The organism is Neorhizobium sp. PAMB6716 (genome assembly GCF_058242805.1).
In genome coordinates, this window is record NZ_JBZAYW010000002.1 from 374437 (window position 1) to 388237 (window position 13801).

Genomic DNA, 13801 nt, shown 5'->3' on the forward strand with positions numbered 1-13801 from the left:
TGGTAAACATTGTTCCACCTTCCTTTTTTTGAACTTTTGAATTCCGTATTCGAGCAGCGATGTTTTTCCCTGTTGTTCATGCGGCGCGGGCGCGCAGCATGGGGTCGAGCCTGTCACGCAGCCAATCGCCGACGATGCTCATCGACAACGTGACGAGGAAGATGACCAGGCCGGGCCAGACCGAGATCCACCAGGCGGTCGACAGATAGTCGCGGCCGTCGCCGAGGATCTGGCCAAGGCTGGTCTGCGGCGCCTGGATGCCGAGGCCGAGAAAGCTCAGCGAGGTTTCGAGAAGAATGATCTGCGGGAATGTCAGGGTGACCTGAACGATGAGCGCACTCGCCACATTCGGCAGCACATGTTTCAGGTACAGCCGGGTGTTACCGGCCCCGAGGGCTACGATCGCCTGGGCATAGGGCTGGCTGACGGCCGACAGCACGACGCCGCGGGATAGGCGCGCATATTTCTCCCAGCCGTAAAGCCCCATCAGGATGACGAACAGGGGCATGCTGTTGCCGAAGAAGGCGAGCAGCGTCAACGCGATGAGGATGAAGGGCAGGGAGGCCTGGAAGTCGACCAGCATCATCAGCACTTCCTCGACCCAGCCGCGGAAATGGGCGGCGAGAAAGCCGATCAGCGAGCCAAACACCGCGCCGATAATCGTGCCGGCCATCGCCACGGAGAGCGACATCTGCAGACCGGCGATCACGCGGGCGACCATGTCGCGACCGATGCGGTCGGTCCCCAGCGGGAAATCGGGATTGCCGCCGAGGAAGGCCGGTGGCTTCAATCGGGCGAGAAGATTCTGCTGGGACATGCCATGGGCGGTGAAGACGTTGCCGACGATGGCAACCAGCACGGCGACGGCAAGGACGACCACCGCAAAGGCGAGGACGGGGGACATGCGTTTCATTGTCTTGTCCCTTAGTTCTGCACGCGAATGCGCGGGTCGAGCAGGCCGTACAGCAGGTCGACTACGAGATTGGCCAGTACCATGGTGACCGCCATGATCAGGGCCAGTCCCTGAACCACGGCCAGATCGCGTGATGATACCGCTGTCACCATCAGGCGGCCGACGCCCGGCCAGGCAAAGACAGTTTCGACCACGATGGCGCCGCCGATCAGTTCGCCGAGATTGAGGCCGATGATGGTCACCAGCGGAATGCTGGCATTCGGCAGCGCATGGAAGACGATGCGCTTCCAGTAGCCGACGCCCTTGGCGGCGGCGGCGCGGATATAGAGCTTGTCGAGCACTTCCAGCATGGCAGAGCGTGTGAAGCGGGCGAGCGTACCTGCGGTAAAGGTGGTAAGCGTCAGCGCCGGCATGATCAAGTGCCAGATGGTGCCCGTACCGGAACTCGGCAACCATTGCAGGGTCAGCGAAAACAGTAGGATCAGCAGGATTCCGAGGAAGAAGTTCGGAAGCGCGAAACCGAAGACGGCGGTCGCCATGATCAGGTTATCGAAGGCCGAGCCGCGCTTGATGGCGGCGAATATTCCTGCCGGGACGCCGATCAGGATGGCGCCGACATAGGCAAACAGCCCGAGCATCAGCGTCCATGGCACACGCTCGGCGATGATGTCGATGACCTCCCGGCCGTCCCGATAGGATATGCCGAACTGGCCCGTCGCCATCTGGAAGATGTAGCGGATATATTGCATCCAGAGCGGATCGTTGAGGCTCCACAATTCGCGGAACTGTTCGATTTCCTCCGTTGTCGCGTCGGCGCCGACAAGCGCAACCACGGGGTCACCCGATGTCCGCAAAACGACGAATGTGAACGTCACGACGAACCAAAGAGTGAGAACGGTCCGCAATGTCTTAAGCAACCAGAAACGCGTCATAAACGCCCCGTTTTTTTGGGAGCCGAAGCTCCATCTGTTCCCATTTTCTTGACTTTTTCTGAAACTAACCACAGGAATAGATTATTATCTATTACAAAATAACTGCCTCATTGATATGTGTGAGATATGAAATACGGCATCGAGTTCCGGCACCTTCAGTATTTCACCTGCGTCGCGGAGGAGTTGCATTTCAGCCGCGCCGCCGACAGGCTTGGCATGGCGCAGGCGCCGCTCAGCCAGCAGATCCGTCAGCTCGAGGAGCGCCTCGGCACGCCGCTGTTTCGCCGCACCACCCGGCGGGTGGAGCTCACGCCTGCCGGCGAGATTTTCCTGCGCCACGCCCAGGAGATCCTGGGTGGCATCGACCGGGCGGTAACCCATACCCGATCGATTTCCGGCGAACACAGCGGGACGATGTCGGTCGGCGGCGTGCATGTGGCGCTCTCCCATGTCCTGCCGCCGATCATCGGGGAATTCCGCAAGCACTATCCGGCCATGACGGTGGATGTGCAGGTGCTCGGCACGGCAAAACAGCTGGAACTGCTGCAAAGCGGCAAGATACAGGTCGCCTTCATCCGCCCCACCAACCCGGCCGGTTTCCTAAAGACCGAACATATCCTGCACGAGGGATTCGTCGCCGTCTTGCCGGGTGGGCATCGGCTGGCGCAGATGAGCAGCCTGACGGTCAAGGATTTTGCCGGCGAGCCGCTGATCACTTATGCACCGCTGGTCGGTGCGAGCTATTATCACGCGATCATGGATGCGTTGCGTCGCGCCGGTGTCTATCCGGTCATCGTGCAGGAGGTATCACACACGCTGGCGATCGGAACGCTGGTCGCAGCCGGCGTCGGCGTCGCGATCGCGCCGGCCTGGCTTGCGCACAACTCAAGCCCCTATCTCGTATACCGCCCACTCGATGACATTCCACCGGAGGTCGAACTGCTGGTCGCCTGGCATGCCGAGGAGAAGTCGAAGATTGTTTTAGATTTTATTGAGACAACGCTCGGAGTGTCTGTAGTGAAAAACTTGCCCAAACCCTTAGACCGCTTGTGAACCAAGTCCGACCAACGGTTCGATACCGTTCAAGGCGTGAACAGCTCGCCTGTAATCCCTGGGGACACCGGCAGCTACTGACCGGCTGGCCACCGCGCCCTTCGGGCACAACTTGCACCGATAGTCGCCAAGCCCCAACACACTTCGATCGCGACCGAAGCTTTGCTTCCCGGATGCTGCCATAAGAGCCCGTCACCAACGGAGCCCAGGTCATGACATCTTGCCCACCATCCAGGACAACACCCTTTTTCGGCTGGCATGTGGTCGCCGCGACCTTCGTGCTGGCAGTCTTTGGCTGGGGTGTCGGTTTTTACGGACCACCGATCTACCTGCAGATGGTGGTCCAGCGAACGGGATGGTCCGTCGCGCTCGTCTCGAGTGCTGTTACGCTGCACTTTCTGGTCGGTGCGGTCGTCGTGGCAAATCTTCCGCGACTGTACCGGCTGGCGGGTGTTCCCGTGATCACAGTCACGGGCGCGGTACTTCTCGCAGTCGGCGTCGTCGGTTGGTCTGTGGCCGATCAGCCGTGGTACCTGTTCGCCGCCGCTCTCATGAGCGGAACAGGCTGGGTTGCGATGGGCGCTGCGGCAGTGAATGCCATTATCGCGCCCTGGTTTGTGAAGGCCCGCCCGGCGGCACTGTCCATGGCGTACAACGGAGCAAGTGTGGGCGGCGTGATTTTCTCGCCTCTGTGGGTCATGCTCATCGCCTCAAGCGGGTTTGCACAGGCAGCCGTCATCGTCGGCGCTTCCATGATCATCACCGTGGCCGCCCTGTCTGTTGTGGCTTTTTCCAAATCTCCCGATGGCCTCGGGCAATTTCCAGACGGAGCATGGCAAGGCCACGGGGTGCCTCCGACGGCTCCGTCGCTCGCTGAGCCCATGGTAGGCGCTTACCTGTGGCGCGACCGCCGCTTCATAACGCTGGCGGTGGGTATGGCTGCGGGGCTGTTTGCGCAGATCGGACTGCTGGCCCATCTGTTCTCGATCATGGTTCCTGTCCTCGAATCACAGACGGCGGGCCTGTTGCTGGGAGGGGCTACCGTTGCGGCAATCCTCGGGCGCACGGGCATCGGTTGGCTGATGCCGGTTTCGGCGGACCGCCGTCTGATCGCGTCTGCAAGCTACGGCGTTCAGGTCATCGGCACCCTGATGCTTTTGGCGACGGGTGGAGAAAACGCCGCCGCGGTGGTTCTCGGGGTCCTGCTGTTCGGCCTCGGCATCGGAAACGCCACGTCGCTCCCGCCTCTCATCGCACAGGTGGAATTTGCGAGGAGTGACGTCTCCCGTGTGGTGCCGCTGATCGTGGCTCTGAGCCAGGCCACCTATGCCCTCGCGCCCGCGCTGTTCGGCATCGCCCGGACGATCTCTGACTCCGCCGTTTTCATACTGGCGGTGGCGACCCAGTTTCTGGCGGTTATAGCGTTTTTAGCCGGACGGCATAAATGACCGCCAATCGGCGATCCCGGATTGCCGGACTGGTGCGTCCGCGCTGGCGGTTGGCTCAGAGGGGGAGAGCACACAGACAGCCCCAGATCGTTGTTCCCGGCAGCCCAAGTTGCTTACGCTTCCGTTTGTGGCGTGAGCAACTGTTCGTTACAACAGGCGAGAGACCGAAACGTGCGCCGCGCCACCGTATTCCAGGATCGGGGGGCGTGACTGGGATCCGGGAGGACTGGTTCCAGAGCTTGATCTTCGGTTTGAGCCAGGTGCTGACGCGTAGCGCGGCACCTACTGCGGTTGCAGATGTTCTGCCATGAAATCGACGAACGCCCTCAGTTTGGGCGTGATCTGACGGCTGGCCGGCCAGAGAATGCTGAACTGATCGGTTTCTTCCATCCACTCGTCCAACATCGAGACGAGACGGCCATCAGCGATCTCGCTCCGGATCGCAAAGGGTGGCAGACACGCAATGCCCAGCCCCTCGATCGCCAACTCGATAAGAGGGTCGACCGCTGTCGCGCTCATCCGTTCGGGCAGGACAATCTTGCCCTGCCGTTCCCCGCGAGCAAACGGCCAGGGTCGGATCTTGCCGGTGCTGGGCGACCGTTGGTGGAGACACTGGTGATCTGCGAGATCGCCGGGGGTTGCCGGGACGCCGCACCGCGCCAGATAGTCGGGCGAGGCGACGATCTTCAGTTTGAAGCGGCCTACATTGCGGCTCATCAACCGGCTATCCGATGGTTGCCCGGTGCGAATGACGACATCGAACCCTTCCTCAACCACGTCCACCAGCCGATCGCTGAAGTCCAGGTCGAGTTGCACTTCTGGCCAGGCGCGCATGAACTTGGCCATCACCGGCGTCAACAGCATGCCAACCAGCGGCAGACTGACACGTAGCCGGCCTTTCGGCGCTCGATTGGATCGGGCAAGCTCGGCTTCCGCTGCCTCGACCTCCTCGAAGATGCGGCGGCAGCGTTCAAGGAACAACCGCCCTTCTTCGGTCAGCGTCATGTTGCGCGTGTTGCGACGGAACAGGCGCACGTCCAGCCGTTGTTCCAGCCGGATCACCGCCTTGCCGACGGCGGAGGCAGAAAGGCCGAGCTTGCGGCCGGCCGCGACGAAGCTGCCGGTTTCAGCCGATTGCACGAAGGCGTCGAACGCTGTGAGTTTGTCCATGCACTGACTGCTACAGGAATTTAATTCCGTAGTCATCGGAATATCGGCCTGTTTATCCGCAACGAACCGACAGCTATCCCTTGGTCTTCCGAAACCAAGGAGACGACCATGATCCCCACCTTCACGATCCAGCCCGCCCCAACGACATTTATCGTCAACGTCATTCACGTTCACCCCGGCAAGCAGGAGGAAGCGTTCCAACTGATCCAGGATGTCGTCCATTATGTCGCCGAGCGGAAGCCTGGTTTTCTGTGGAGCAACCTTGCCAAGAGCACCGATGGGCTAACCGTCGTGAACATCGAGGCGATTTCCGATCCGGGCGACGTCGAGATCTTCTTTTCCGATCCAGTCTTCCTCGAAAAGTTCCGCAAGCTCGACACCGTCTCGTCGAGCGAGTTTCACACCTACACCGTCGGCGACCTGGTGCTGCCGAATGCCCCAGCATGACGGCCCAGATCGAACGGCTGCCAGTAGAGGGGCTATGTGCACTAGCGATTGCCGGTTTCGTCACCATCCTGACGGAGGCCCTACCGGCCGGTCTGCTTCCGCAGATCGGGCGATCTCTGGGTGTGAGCGAGGCCCTGGCCGGACAATGGATTAGCATCTATGCCTTGGGATCGCTGCTCGCAGCGATCCCGCTGACGGCGGCGACACGAAGCTGGCGCAGACGACCGCTTCTGGTTGGCGCCATCATCGGTTTCGCCATCGCCAACCTGGTGACGGCAATGACCGCGAGCTTTAGCGTTGCCATGGTGGCACGTTTTGTAGGTGGTGTATCGGCCGGCCTGCTCTGGGCGTTGCTGGCCGGCTATGCGGTTCGCATGGCGCCATCTCATTTGGCGGGCCGGGCAATGGCCATCGCCATGGCAGGGACGCCCCTTGCGCTCTCCATCGGCATTCCGGCTGGCACGTATCTGGGAATCTACGCTGGTTGGCGGCTGACCTTCGGTCTGCTCAGCGTCGTCGCGCTGCTGCTGGTGGGCTGGATCATCGCCAAGGTGCCGGATTTCGCCGGCGAACCTGAAAGGCAACGCCCTTCCTTGGCCCAGGTCTTTGTGGTTCCGGGCGTGCGCCCGGTATTGGCGGTGACACTTTCCTTTGTGTTGGCTCACAACCTCCTCTACACCTACATCGCGCCCCTGCTCACCGGCCACCACATGGTCGACCAGATAGACAGTGTCTTGTTGGTGTTTGGGTGTTCTGCACTTGTCAGTATCGGTGTGACGGGCGTGTTGATCGACAAATGGTTGCGACCATTGACCTTCACCGGCATCGGTCTGTTTCTTATGGCGGTCTTGATAGTTGCGGCGACGAGCGGATCACCGTTGACGATCTACGGGGCCGCACTGATCTGGGGACTGGCTTTTGGCGGGTCGGCGACAGTGTTTCAGACGGCCTCGGCTCGCGTGGCCGGTCCTTCGGCCGACGTGGCCCAGGCGATGATCGTCACGGCATGGAACATCGCCATTTTTTGCGGAGCCGTCATGGGCGGTATCGTTCTCGAAACCGCAGGACCAGGCGGGTTGTCGTGGGCAGGTATCGCGCTGTTGGCGGGCGCTGCCGGATCGGCACTTCGGATGAAGCGCTGATCCAGCGGGTCGGTCTGCCGCCAATATGTGCTGCAGATCAATCCGACTGTTGCTCCACTTACTGAGCTGCTTCGACTGGCGAAGCGTCACTCCGTTTTGCCAGTGCCGCTAATATGAGAGAGCTGGCGCCAGCGACAAAGAAACCGATCGTGAAATTCACAACTGACCCGTCATGGAAACTCCCGGCGCCAATGGCGTATAGGATGGCGACCAAGCTTGACCCCGAAGCGATCAGCGATGCCCCCAGGCCAGCGACCTGGCCAAGAGAGCGCATCGCCATAGCGTTGAGATTGCCGAACAGTATCCCGATGCAAAAGAAAGCCAAAAACTGAACACCATCAGAGTGACGAGAGGCAATCGGCACTTGGCAGATACCGATGCCAAAGGCCGCCCGGATCGCCGCAAGCTGAGCGACATCGCTGTCGACGCGCAGCGCAAAGGCACTTCGGCTTATGGCCGGGTAGCGTTGCGTAATTGCCCGGATCGCCGGCGTCTCGGTATCGAAGCCAGTCAGATCGTGATCCGCGAGTGCCTCCATGCTGTTGGGAACGCCCCGGCGCTCTAGGTATCGGTGCATGCAAACCGATGGGTATAATGCCGATCCTTTTCGCCACCAAGGCCTGCTGCTCGGGTTGGACCATGCGGATCGCGATGTCTGCCTTACGTTGTAGGAGGTCATCCACCGAATTCGAAAGCGAGAGTTCGATCGCAAGGTTAGGATGGCTTTCGCGCAGCCGCGTCAGGATCGAGGGAAGATGTTCTATGCCCACGACTTCGCTTGCACTGACCCGCACCCTGCCGCGGACTTCAGCGGTTTGCCCATCGGCCATGCGAAGGAAAGCCGCCGACACGGAGGCCAGTGATTCTGCGAGCGGTCTCAGCTCCCGCGCGGCGTCGGTCGGCGACAGACCGCGCTGCGTCCGGACGAACAGCGCCTTTCCGACAGCTTGCTCAAGCGCATCGATGTGACGCGCAAAGCGCCATGCATCGATTTTACGCTGGTCCCGTGGCGACCGGTGATTGACCGCCAGCTTGGGCGGGAGGTGACAGGCATCGTTCAGGGCGGATCGGTCTCGTGGCAATTGGGGGGCAGAAGGGGCCTGGATTGTGACGGATCCAGAGGTCGCCTTCAAAGCGTTGGATTTGACGGTTGCACCTCCTTGAGAAGCCAATTTGAGAAAACCTGTATTGGACCGTCGCTCAGTCGGATCGGCTCCGGCAGGATGAGGCAGAAGGTCTTGGAGATCGACTGACCGTCGGGCCAGGGCGCGACCAGGCGACCTTCCGCTAACTCGGTCTCTATGTAGAGGCGCGGCACTAGCGCGACGCCGAGACCGGCCAACGCGGCTTCGATTTGCATGGAGTGAAGATCATAGCGGGGACCAATCGCAGGATTGGTCAGCACGACCCCTGCCTCTTGCGCATAGCGATGCCAGGCGTCCGGGTTCTGGCGGCGATGGAGCCGCGGCAGCGCATCGAGGGCTGTGACAGGGTCTCGGCCCCTGATCAGCGCCGGATGGCAGACCGGAACCAGCACCTCATGCAGCAAGCGGTGCGTGCGCATTCCCGTCCAGGCAGGATGCTCAAAATGGATAGCAGCGTCGAACCCACTGCCGGTGAGAACGAATGGCTCCATCCGTTCGGCAAGATGCAGGGTGATATGCGGATGCCGCTCCTGGAACGGCTTCAGACGCGGGATGAGCCAGCGCGTGGCGAACGTAGGCAAGATTGCGATGTCGAGGCTCGCGCCGTCGCCGGGCTGCCCCATCAGATATTGACTGTCACGCTCCAACCGGTCGAGTGTCTCGCGAACCTGCGCCGCATAACGTTCTCCATTCGGCAAAAGCCGGACGCGATTGCCGACTCTCTCGAACAGCGTGACGCCGAGAAAGGCTTCCAGCCGGCCGATCTGGCGGCTGATCGCCCCTTCGGTCAGGGCCAGTTCGTCGGCTGCGCGAGCGAAGCTCCCATGACGAGCCGACGCCTCGAACGCCATGAGTGCGGAATTGCTGGGAATCTTGCGGCGCATGATGGTTCCTCACGGGATGGTTCGGCCTTCGATCTGCCATCACCTTGATATTAGATCACTGAAGCTTGATCCATTGTCGATATATGGGAGGATATCACCAGTCTATCATGAGAAAATATCAACGATAGACGAGGCCCGAAGCTACGCGCTTTCGGTCGAAGGTGGTACAATGATCTATACGGTGGAATGCAGCTTTGCCGATCCGGGCAGCGAAGCGGAATGGAACGACTTTTACAGCCTGGACAAGCTGCCAGCCCTCATTTCGGTGACTGGCTTCCACACCTCGCAGCGTTTCAAGGCGCTGAGCCGTGGCTGCCCCGTCTATCTCGCTCTACACTCGATTGACGGCCTCGACATCCTGACGGGTGAGGAATACCGCCATAAGGGTGGCGGCAATTTCGCACGCTGGCAACAGCACATCACCGACTGGCACCGGAACCTCTATGGCGGCATCGACCGCGCGCCGGGTATTGGGGATGGCGAATATCTGGCGTTGAGCGCAACAGGCCCCGAACCTCTGATCCGGCTGGGCCTCACCCCCTATGCGATGCAGGCGGTCGCACTGGAGAAGTTCCCGGAACACCGCTGGCTCGCCAAGGTGGAACGCGGCAGCGTGTCTGACATTGAGCATCTATCTGAAGGCGTCCATGTCTATGTGCCGATGACGGCGCAGTTGACGAATGACGTTGACGCCGCTGTCGGGAAGGCGCGGTAGCGCCGATGCCGAATGTTACGATCTATATTCCCGCAGACAGGATGCCGCCGGACGAAGCTCTGGCTGACCTCACGGAGCAATGCACAGACCTTTGCACCGACATTCTCCGGGCCGTATTGGCGAACGTGCATATTGTCTATGTCGCTGTCCGGCATGGCCGGGGGCACCCCGCTTTCGCAGAGGTCCAATATCGCCTTGAGCCATTTCGGACGCCGCCAGTCATGGATCGGTTCATGGAAGAACTGGACGAGGCCATCACGGGCAATATCGGCCTCAGCGCGCGCATCCGTTGCTTTGGCTATGAAGCGTCGAGCATTCACGCGCGACATTGAGCGGATGCCAGGAGAAAACCAATGTCTAGTTTCGCATTACCCAACCAACAGATCGGTGATTTAACAATCACCGCAGTCAGCGATGGCTATCTCCACGCCAGTTTCGACTTTCTTGCAAACATCGACCCGGCCGATGCCGCCCGTATGCAGGAAAATGCGGGGATAACGGATCATACATCGATCCATATCAACTGCTACCTTGTCCGAGGAGGCGGTCGCACGGTCCTGATCGATGCAGGAGCAGGTGGTTTCAAGCAGTGGGGCGGTCGACTGAAAAATAATCTGCTACTGGCTGGCATCCAGCCTTCCGAGATCGATACGATTCTGTTGACGCACGCCCATCCCGATCATGTCGGGGGGCTGATGGACGCTTCAGGCGAAGCCGTCTTCCCGAGCGCCGAGCTTGTCGCCCACCATCGGGAATTCGCGTTCTGGCAGGATGATGGCAATCTGAGCCGTGCGCCCGAGCGCGCCCGTGGCAACTTCCTCGTGGCGCGTCAGGCGTTCGATGGCTATCGCGACAGACTGCATACTATTGAGGGCGGCGAGGTGCTGTCCGGTATCACAGCGATGCCGCTGCCGGGACATACAGCCGGACACACCGGCTATCGTCTCGATTCAGGGGATAAGAGCCTGCTGGTCTGGGGCGACATCGTTCATTTCCCCCAGATCCAGGTTCCGCGCCCGGAGGTGTCGATCGCGTTCGATCAGGATGCGTCGCTCTCAGCCGCGACACGATCAAGGCTTTTGAACTGCGTGGCCGCCGAGCAACTGCTGATCGCCGGCATTCACCTGGGCGAACCCGGCTTCGCGCGGATCGAGCGAAAAAAGCTGGCCTACGGTGTCGCATATGAGGAATGAGCGAGTGCCGCTGTCGGCGCGAGCTACGTTCGAAACCACAGAGCATCCGCCGCGGCGTGCTGGCCCACGGCCCTTCGCTGCTATCGAGGGCTATTATGGAAGCGGCAGCCGTTCATCCACGCTTACGCGCTCAAACCGCACGCAGCAGAAAATCTCTTACATGCAAAACACGAGGATGGCGGAGTGCCGTCTTATTCCAGACGAGCTAGAGCGCGTTGTCCGGCCCCAGGCGCGCCGTCGGCAGTTCCATGAGTTGCCCGGTGGCCAGAGCTTCGGCGCACAGATAGTCCAGCAGCACAGCCCATCCCGTTCCTGCCTGCACCATGCCGATCAGGATTCGCACGAAGGTTCGTATTGGTTCAACGCATTGGACCGAGATATAAAGATAGGGCGAATTCCGGAATCCCACCCGCGAAGTTCATGTATTCGACGTTCCGGAATACTTGATCGGTCACATGGCCATTACCGCACTCACCCTTCGTTAAGTGCTAATTCCGGTGGTCTTTCAGGCTGCTTAGAGCTGATCGGGCGGCGCCTCCCGCACTGCAAAAACTATTTTGCTTTACAAAATGAAATAAATTTGTGAAGTAACCCTATCGCATCATTTCCGATAGGGACGAAGACATTGTCGAACCTCCGTTTTGCCACCCGCCTCAACTCATTCGCATCGAACCCCGCCAGCGAATGGCCTGACATGAAAGGCAAGCCAACGGTTCTGCAGATGGCGGCGCGCGCGGCAAAGGTCGTTGGTCTGACAGATCTCGACCTTAATTACCCTGATCATGTCGGAGAAAAGCCAAGCGAGTTAAAGCGCAAGCTGGAAGATATGGGCCTGGCAATCAACGGTTTTGCCATGCGCTACTACACCAACCCGGCTTTTAAGCTCGGCGCCTTCACTCATCCCGACGAATCCGTTCGCCGGGAAGCGATCGACCTCACCAAGGCTGGCATTGATGCCGCCCGCGAAGCCGGTTCCAATCTTATGACCATCTGGCTTGGCCAAGACGGTTTTGATTACGCTTTCCAGGCGGACTATGATCGCATCTGGCAACACGAAATCGACGGAATCCGTGAAGTTTGCGAGCATGATGCCGACTGCCAGATCTCTATAGAGTACAAGCCTAATGAGCCTCGCTCCTACAGCTTGATGCCTGATTGCGCCACTACGCTCCTCGCCATCAAGGAAGCCGGTTGTGCGAACCTTGGTGTGACGCTCGATTTTGCCCACGTGCTTTATGCCGACGAACAGCCGGCTTTCGCAGCCGCAATGATCGCGCGCCACAGCCGCCTGTTGGGCGTTCATCTCAACGACGGCTATGCCAAGCGCGATGACGGCCTGATGGTCGGCGCGGTTCACTCGATCCAGACAATCGAACTGCTGCGTCAGATCCGTCGCGACGGCTACGAAGGCGCCATCTATTTCGACACATTCCCTGACATGACTGGTCTCGATCCGGTTCATGAATGCGAGGTCAATATCCAGACGGTTAAACGCATGCTGAAGGTCGTCGATCGCCTTGAAGGCGACAACCGCCTCGGCAGCGCAATCGAACGTCAGGATGCCGTTACCGCACAGTCCATCATTCAGGAGGCAATGCTCGGCGACGTCGCTTGAGGAGGCTCCAAGAGACATCTTTTTTCCAATAACCAACTGGGAGGATACCATGAACAGACACCTGAAATCCGCGATTGCCGGCCTGGCGCTGGCGCTTATGGCGAGCGCCAGCTTTGCGCAGGAGCTCGCACCGCTTAACTCGGATACCGAAAAAGACCGTATTGACTGGTCGCAGCTTGAATCCAAGTACGGCGTGTTTCCAAAGATTCCGCAAGGCACCCGTGCCGGCGGCGTTTCCAAAACTCTCACCAACGAATACTGGCGCTCGCTTGGTGAAGGTTACGAGAAATTTGCCACAAAAGCTGGTGCTAAGGTTGCCTATCAGGCTGCGCAGAGCGAGGGCGATCAGCTGGGCCAGCTTACGATCGCAGAAGGCATGGTCACCACCGGCGTAAACGTACTTCTTGTGTCGCCGCAGACGGATGCCAACCTGCAGCCGGTGATGGAGCAGGCCAAAGAGGCCAAGATTCCGGTCGTGAACGTCAACGATGCCGTGATCCCACAGGCGGAACATTATGTCGGTAACGTTCAGCGCGACAACGGCGTGCGTGTTGCCAAATGGTTCATTGAAAACCGTCCCAACGGTGGCAAGGTCGCTATCATCGAAGGCCAGGCTGGCGTGTTTGCAGCCGTCCAGCGCACAGCGGGCTTCAAGGCAACCATCGGCGAGAACTCCAAGTTCAAGGTCGTTGCCAGCGTTCCCGGCAACTGGGACCGTCAACAGTCCTACGATGCAGCCACCAACATTCTGCAGCAGAACCCGGATCTCGTCGGCTTCTACTGCAACAATGACGGAATGGCGCTTGGTGTCATTGAAGCTGTGAAGGCCGCCGGCCTGCTTGGCAAGGTGGCTGTGTTCGGCACTGATGGCATTTCCGACGCCTACAAGTCCATCGAGGCTGGTGATCTGACCGGCACCGTCGATAGCTTCCCGGTTCTCACCGGTGAAGTGGCTATGGAAACCGCATTGCGTTTGGTCGCAGGCCAGAAATTGGCGCGTGTTGTTGCCACCCCTCAGGCGCTGATCACCAAGGAAAACCTCTCCAAATACAAGGGTGATGGCGTCGATGTGCGCGCCGTTTTGATGAAAGATGCTGCGTCCGCGCAGTAATGACAACAGGAGCCGGTTCTTTCGGGGCCGGCT

General features: G+C 59.9%; 15 protein-coding genes and 2 pseudogenes. 10 read left to right on the plus strand and 7 right to left on the minus strand.

Features of this window, described 5'->3' with window-relative positions; genetic code table 11:
* Positions 1 to 76: 76 nt before the first annotated feature.
* Positions 77 to 913, minus strand: coding sequence for an ABC transporter permease (locus AC4CWH_RS20300; protein ID WP_491287008.1), 837 nt, complete (start codon positions 911 to 913; stop codon positions 77 to 79).
* 11 nt (positions 914 to 924) lie between these two features.
* Positions 925 to 1845 (minus strand): ABC transporter permease, encoded by a 921-nt coding sequence (locus AC4CWH_RS20305; RefSeq protein WP_491322093.1) that lies wholly within the window; start codon positions 1843 to 1845, stop codon positions 925 to 927.
* 126 nt (positions 1846 to 1971) lie between these two features.
* Here AC4CWH_RS20305 and AC4CWH_RS20310 point away from each other — a divergent pair, with 126 nt between their 5' ends.
* Positions 1972 to 2898 (plus strand): LysR substrate-binding domain-containing protein, encoded by a 927-nt coding sequence (locus AC4CWH_RS20310; protein ID WP_491287004.1) that lies wholly within the window; start codon positions 1972 to 1974, stop codon positions 2896 to 2898.
* A gap of 212 nt (positions 2899 to 3110) precedes the next feature.
* Positions 3111 to 4346: an MFS transporter gene (locus tag AC4CWH_RS20315; protein WP_491322094.1), complete on the plus strand. Its 1236-nt coding sequence runs from the start codon at positions 3111 to 3113 to the stop codon at positions 4344 to 4346.
* Positions 4347 to 4628: 282 nt separating this feature from the next.
* Here the strand turns inward: AC4CWH_RS20315 and AC4CWH_RS20320 are convergent, their stop codons facing one another.
* Entirely contained in the window at positions 4629 to 5516 is an 888-nt protein-coding gene (locus AC4CWH_RS20320; RefSeq protein ID WP_491287000.1) for a LysR family transcriptional regulator, read from the minus strand.
* 108 nt (positions 5517 to 5624) lie between these two features.
* On the opposite strand from AC4CWH_RS20320, the gene AC4CWH_RS20325 reads away from it, so the two are divergent.
* Together AC4CWH_RS20325 and AC4CWH_RS20330 are read left to right on the plus strand one after the other, a co-directional pair.
* Positions 5625 to 5963, plus strand: a complete 339-nt coding sequence (locus tag AC4CWH_RS20325; protein ID WP_491322095.1) for an antibiotic biosynthesis monooxygenase — start codon at positions 5625 to 5627, stop codon at positions 5961 to 5963.
* A complete protein-coding gene (locus tag AC4CWH_RS20330) occupies positions 5960 to 7105 on the plus strand; it encodes an MFS transporter (RefSeq protein ID WP_491322096.1) in 1146 nt (381 codons plus the stop codon). The genes AC4CWH_RS20325 and AC4CWH_RS20330 overlap by 4 nt, the downstream gene beginning before the upstream one ends.
* 58 nt (positions 7106 to 7163) lie before the next feature.
* On the opposite strand, the gene AC4CWH_RS20335 is transcribed toward AC4CWH_RS20330, so the two are convergent.
* Both AC4CWH_RS20335 and AC4CWH_RS20340 read right to left on the minus strand, forming a co-directional pair.
* Positions 7164 to 7643, minus strand: a complete 480-nt coding sequence (locus AC4CWH_RS20335; protein WP_491287832.1) for a hypothetical protein — start codon at positions 7641 to 7643, stop codon at positions 7164 to 7166.
* A 100-nt stretch (positions 7644 to 7743) separates the two neighbouring features.
* A pseudogene (locus AC4CWH_RS20340) lies at positions 7744 to 7935 on the minus strand (LysR substrate-binding domain-containing protein); the annotation flags it as partial.
* Between the two features lie 159 nt (positions 7936 to 8094).
* Here AC4CWH_RS20340 and AC4CWH_RS20345 point away from each other — a divergent pair.
* A pseudogene (locus AC4CWH_RS20345) lies at positions 8095 to 8211 on the plus strand (DUF3363 domain-containing protein); the annotation flags it as partial.
* 23 nt (positions 8212 to 8234) lie between these two features.
* On the opposite strand, the gene AC4CWH_RS20350 reads toward AC4CWH_RS20345, so the two are convergent.
* On the minus strand, positions 8235 to 9134 hold the full coding sequence (locus AC4CWH_RS20350) for a LysR substrate-binding domain-containing protein (RefSeq protein WP_491286995.1): 900 nt from the start codon (positions 9132 to 9134) through the stop codon (positions 8235 to 8237).
* A gap of 169 nt (positions 9135 to 9303) precedes the next feature.
* Between AC4CWH_RS20350 and AC4CWH_RS20355 the strand changes: the two genes are divergently transcribed.
* Genes AC4CWH_RS20355 through AC4CWH_RS20365 form a run of 3 tightly spaced genes read left to right on the plus strand, consistent with a single transcriptional unit; the run spans position 9304 to position 11042 of the window.
* Positions 9304 to 9849 (plus strand): sugar ABC transporter, encoded by a 546-nt coding sequence (locus tag AC4CWH_RS20355; RefSeq protein ID WP_491322097.1) that lies wholly within the window; start codon positions 9304 to 9306, stop codon positions 9847 to 9849.
* Positions 9850 to 9854: 5 nt separating this feature from the next.
* Complete coding sequence (locus AC4CWH_RS20360) at positions 9855 to 10181, plus strand: hypothetical protein (RefSeq protein WP_491286993.1); 327 nt, start codon at positions 9855 to 9857, stop codon at positions 10179 to 10181.
* A gap of 21 nt (positions 10182 to 10202) precedes the next feature.
* The gene (locus AC4CWH_RS20365) at positions 10203 to 11042 is read left to right on the plus strand and encodes an MBL fold metallo-hydrolase (RefSeq protein ID WP_491322098.1); all 840 of its coding nucleotides are present in this window, start codon (positions 10203 to 10205) and stop codon (positions 11040 to 11042) included.
* Between the two features lie 205 nt (positions 11043 to 11247).
* On the opposite strand, the gene AC4CWH_RS20370 is transcribed toward AC4CWH_RS20365, so the two are convergent.
* Positions 11248 to 11385 carry a hypothetical protein gene (locus AC4CWH_RS20370; protein WP_491322099.1) on the minus strand — a complete coding sequence of 46 codons (138 nt, stop codon included), beginning with the start codon at positions 11383 to 11385 and terminating at the stop codon, positions 11248 to 11250.
* Between the two features lie 351 nt (positions 11386 to 11736).
* Between AC4CWH_RS20370 and AC4CWH_RS20375 the strand changes: the two genes are divergently transcribed.
* Positions 11737 to 12657: a sugar phosphate isomerase/epimerase family protein gene (locus AC4CWH_RS20375; protein WP_491322300.1), complete on the plus strand. Its 921-nt coding sequence runs from the start codon at positions 11737 to 11739 to the stop codon at positions 12655 to 12657.
* 49 nt (positions 12658 to 12706) lie between these two features.
* Positions 12707 to 13768 carry a sugar ABC transporter substrate-binding protein gene (locus tag AC4CWH_RS20380; protein ID WP_491322301.1) on the plus strand — a complete coding sequence of 354 codons (1062 nt, stop codon included), beginning with the start codon at positions 12707 to 12709 and terminating at the stop codon, positions 13766 to 13768.
* Positions 13769 to 13801 lie beyond the last annotated feature (33 nt).

Excerpts from the sequence above, each read along its gene's own strand:
- AC4CWH_RS20305 (WP_491322093.1), bottom strand. The coding sequence starts at position 1,845 with ATGACGCGTTTCTGGTTGCTTAAGACATTGCGGACCGTTCTCACTCTT.
- AC4CWH_RS20375 (WP_491322300.1), top strand. The coding sequence starts at position 11,737 with ATGAAAGGCAAGCCAACGGTTCTGCAGATGGCGGCGCGCGCGGCAAAG.
- AC4CWH_RS20365 (WP_491322098.1), top strand. The coding sequence starts at position 10,203 with ATGTCTAGTTTCGCATTACCCAACCAACAGATCGGTGATTTAACAATC.
- AC4CWH_RS20325 (WP_491322095.1), top strand. The coding sequence starts at position 5,625 with ATGATCCCCACCTTCACGATCCAGCCCGCCCCAACGACATTTATCGTC.
- AC4CWH_RS20350 (WP_491286995.1), bottom strand. The coding sequence starts at position 9,134 with ATGCGCCGCAAGATTCCCAGCAATTCCGCACTCATGGCGTTCGAGGCG.
- AC4CWH_RS20355 (WP_491322097.1), top strand. The coding sequence starts at position 9,304 with ATGATCTATACGGTGGAATGCAGCTTTGCCGATCCGGGCAGCGAAGCG.
- AC4CWH_RS20310 (WP_491287004.1), top strand. The coding sequence starts at position 1,972 with ATGAAATACGGCATCGAGTTCCGGCACCTTCAGTATTTCACCTGCGTC.
- AC4CWH_RS20300 (WP_491287008.1), bottom strand. The coding sequence starts at position 913 with ATGAAACGCATGTCCCCCGTCCTCGCCTTTGCGGTGGTCGTCCTTGCC.
- AC4CWH_RS20380 (WP_491322301.1), top strand. The coding sequence starts at position 12,707 with ATGAACAGACACCTGAAATCCGCGATTGCCGGCCTGGCGCTGGCGCTT.
- AC4CWH_RS20335 (WP_491287832.1), bottom strand. The coding sequence starts at position 7,643 with ATGGAGGCACTCGCGGATCACGATCTGACTGGCTTCGATACCGAGACG.
- AC4CWH_RS20330 (WP_491322096.1), top strand. The coding sequence starts at position 5,960 with ATGACGGCCCAGATCGAACGGCTGCCAGTAGAGGGGCTATGTGCACTA.
- AC4CWH_RS20320 (WP_491287000.1), bottom strand. The coding sequence starts at position 5,516 with ATGGACAAACTCACAGCGTTCGACGCCTTCGTGCAATCGGCTGAAACC.
- AC4CWH_RS20315 (WP_491322094.1), top strand. The coding sequence starts at position 3,111 with ATGACATCTTGCCCACCATCCAGGACAACACCCTTTTTCGGCTGGCAT.
- AC4CWH_RS20360 (WP_491286993.1), top strand. The coding sequence starts at position 9,855 with ATGCCGAATGTTACGATCTATATTCCCGCAGACAGGATGCCGCCGGAC.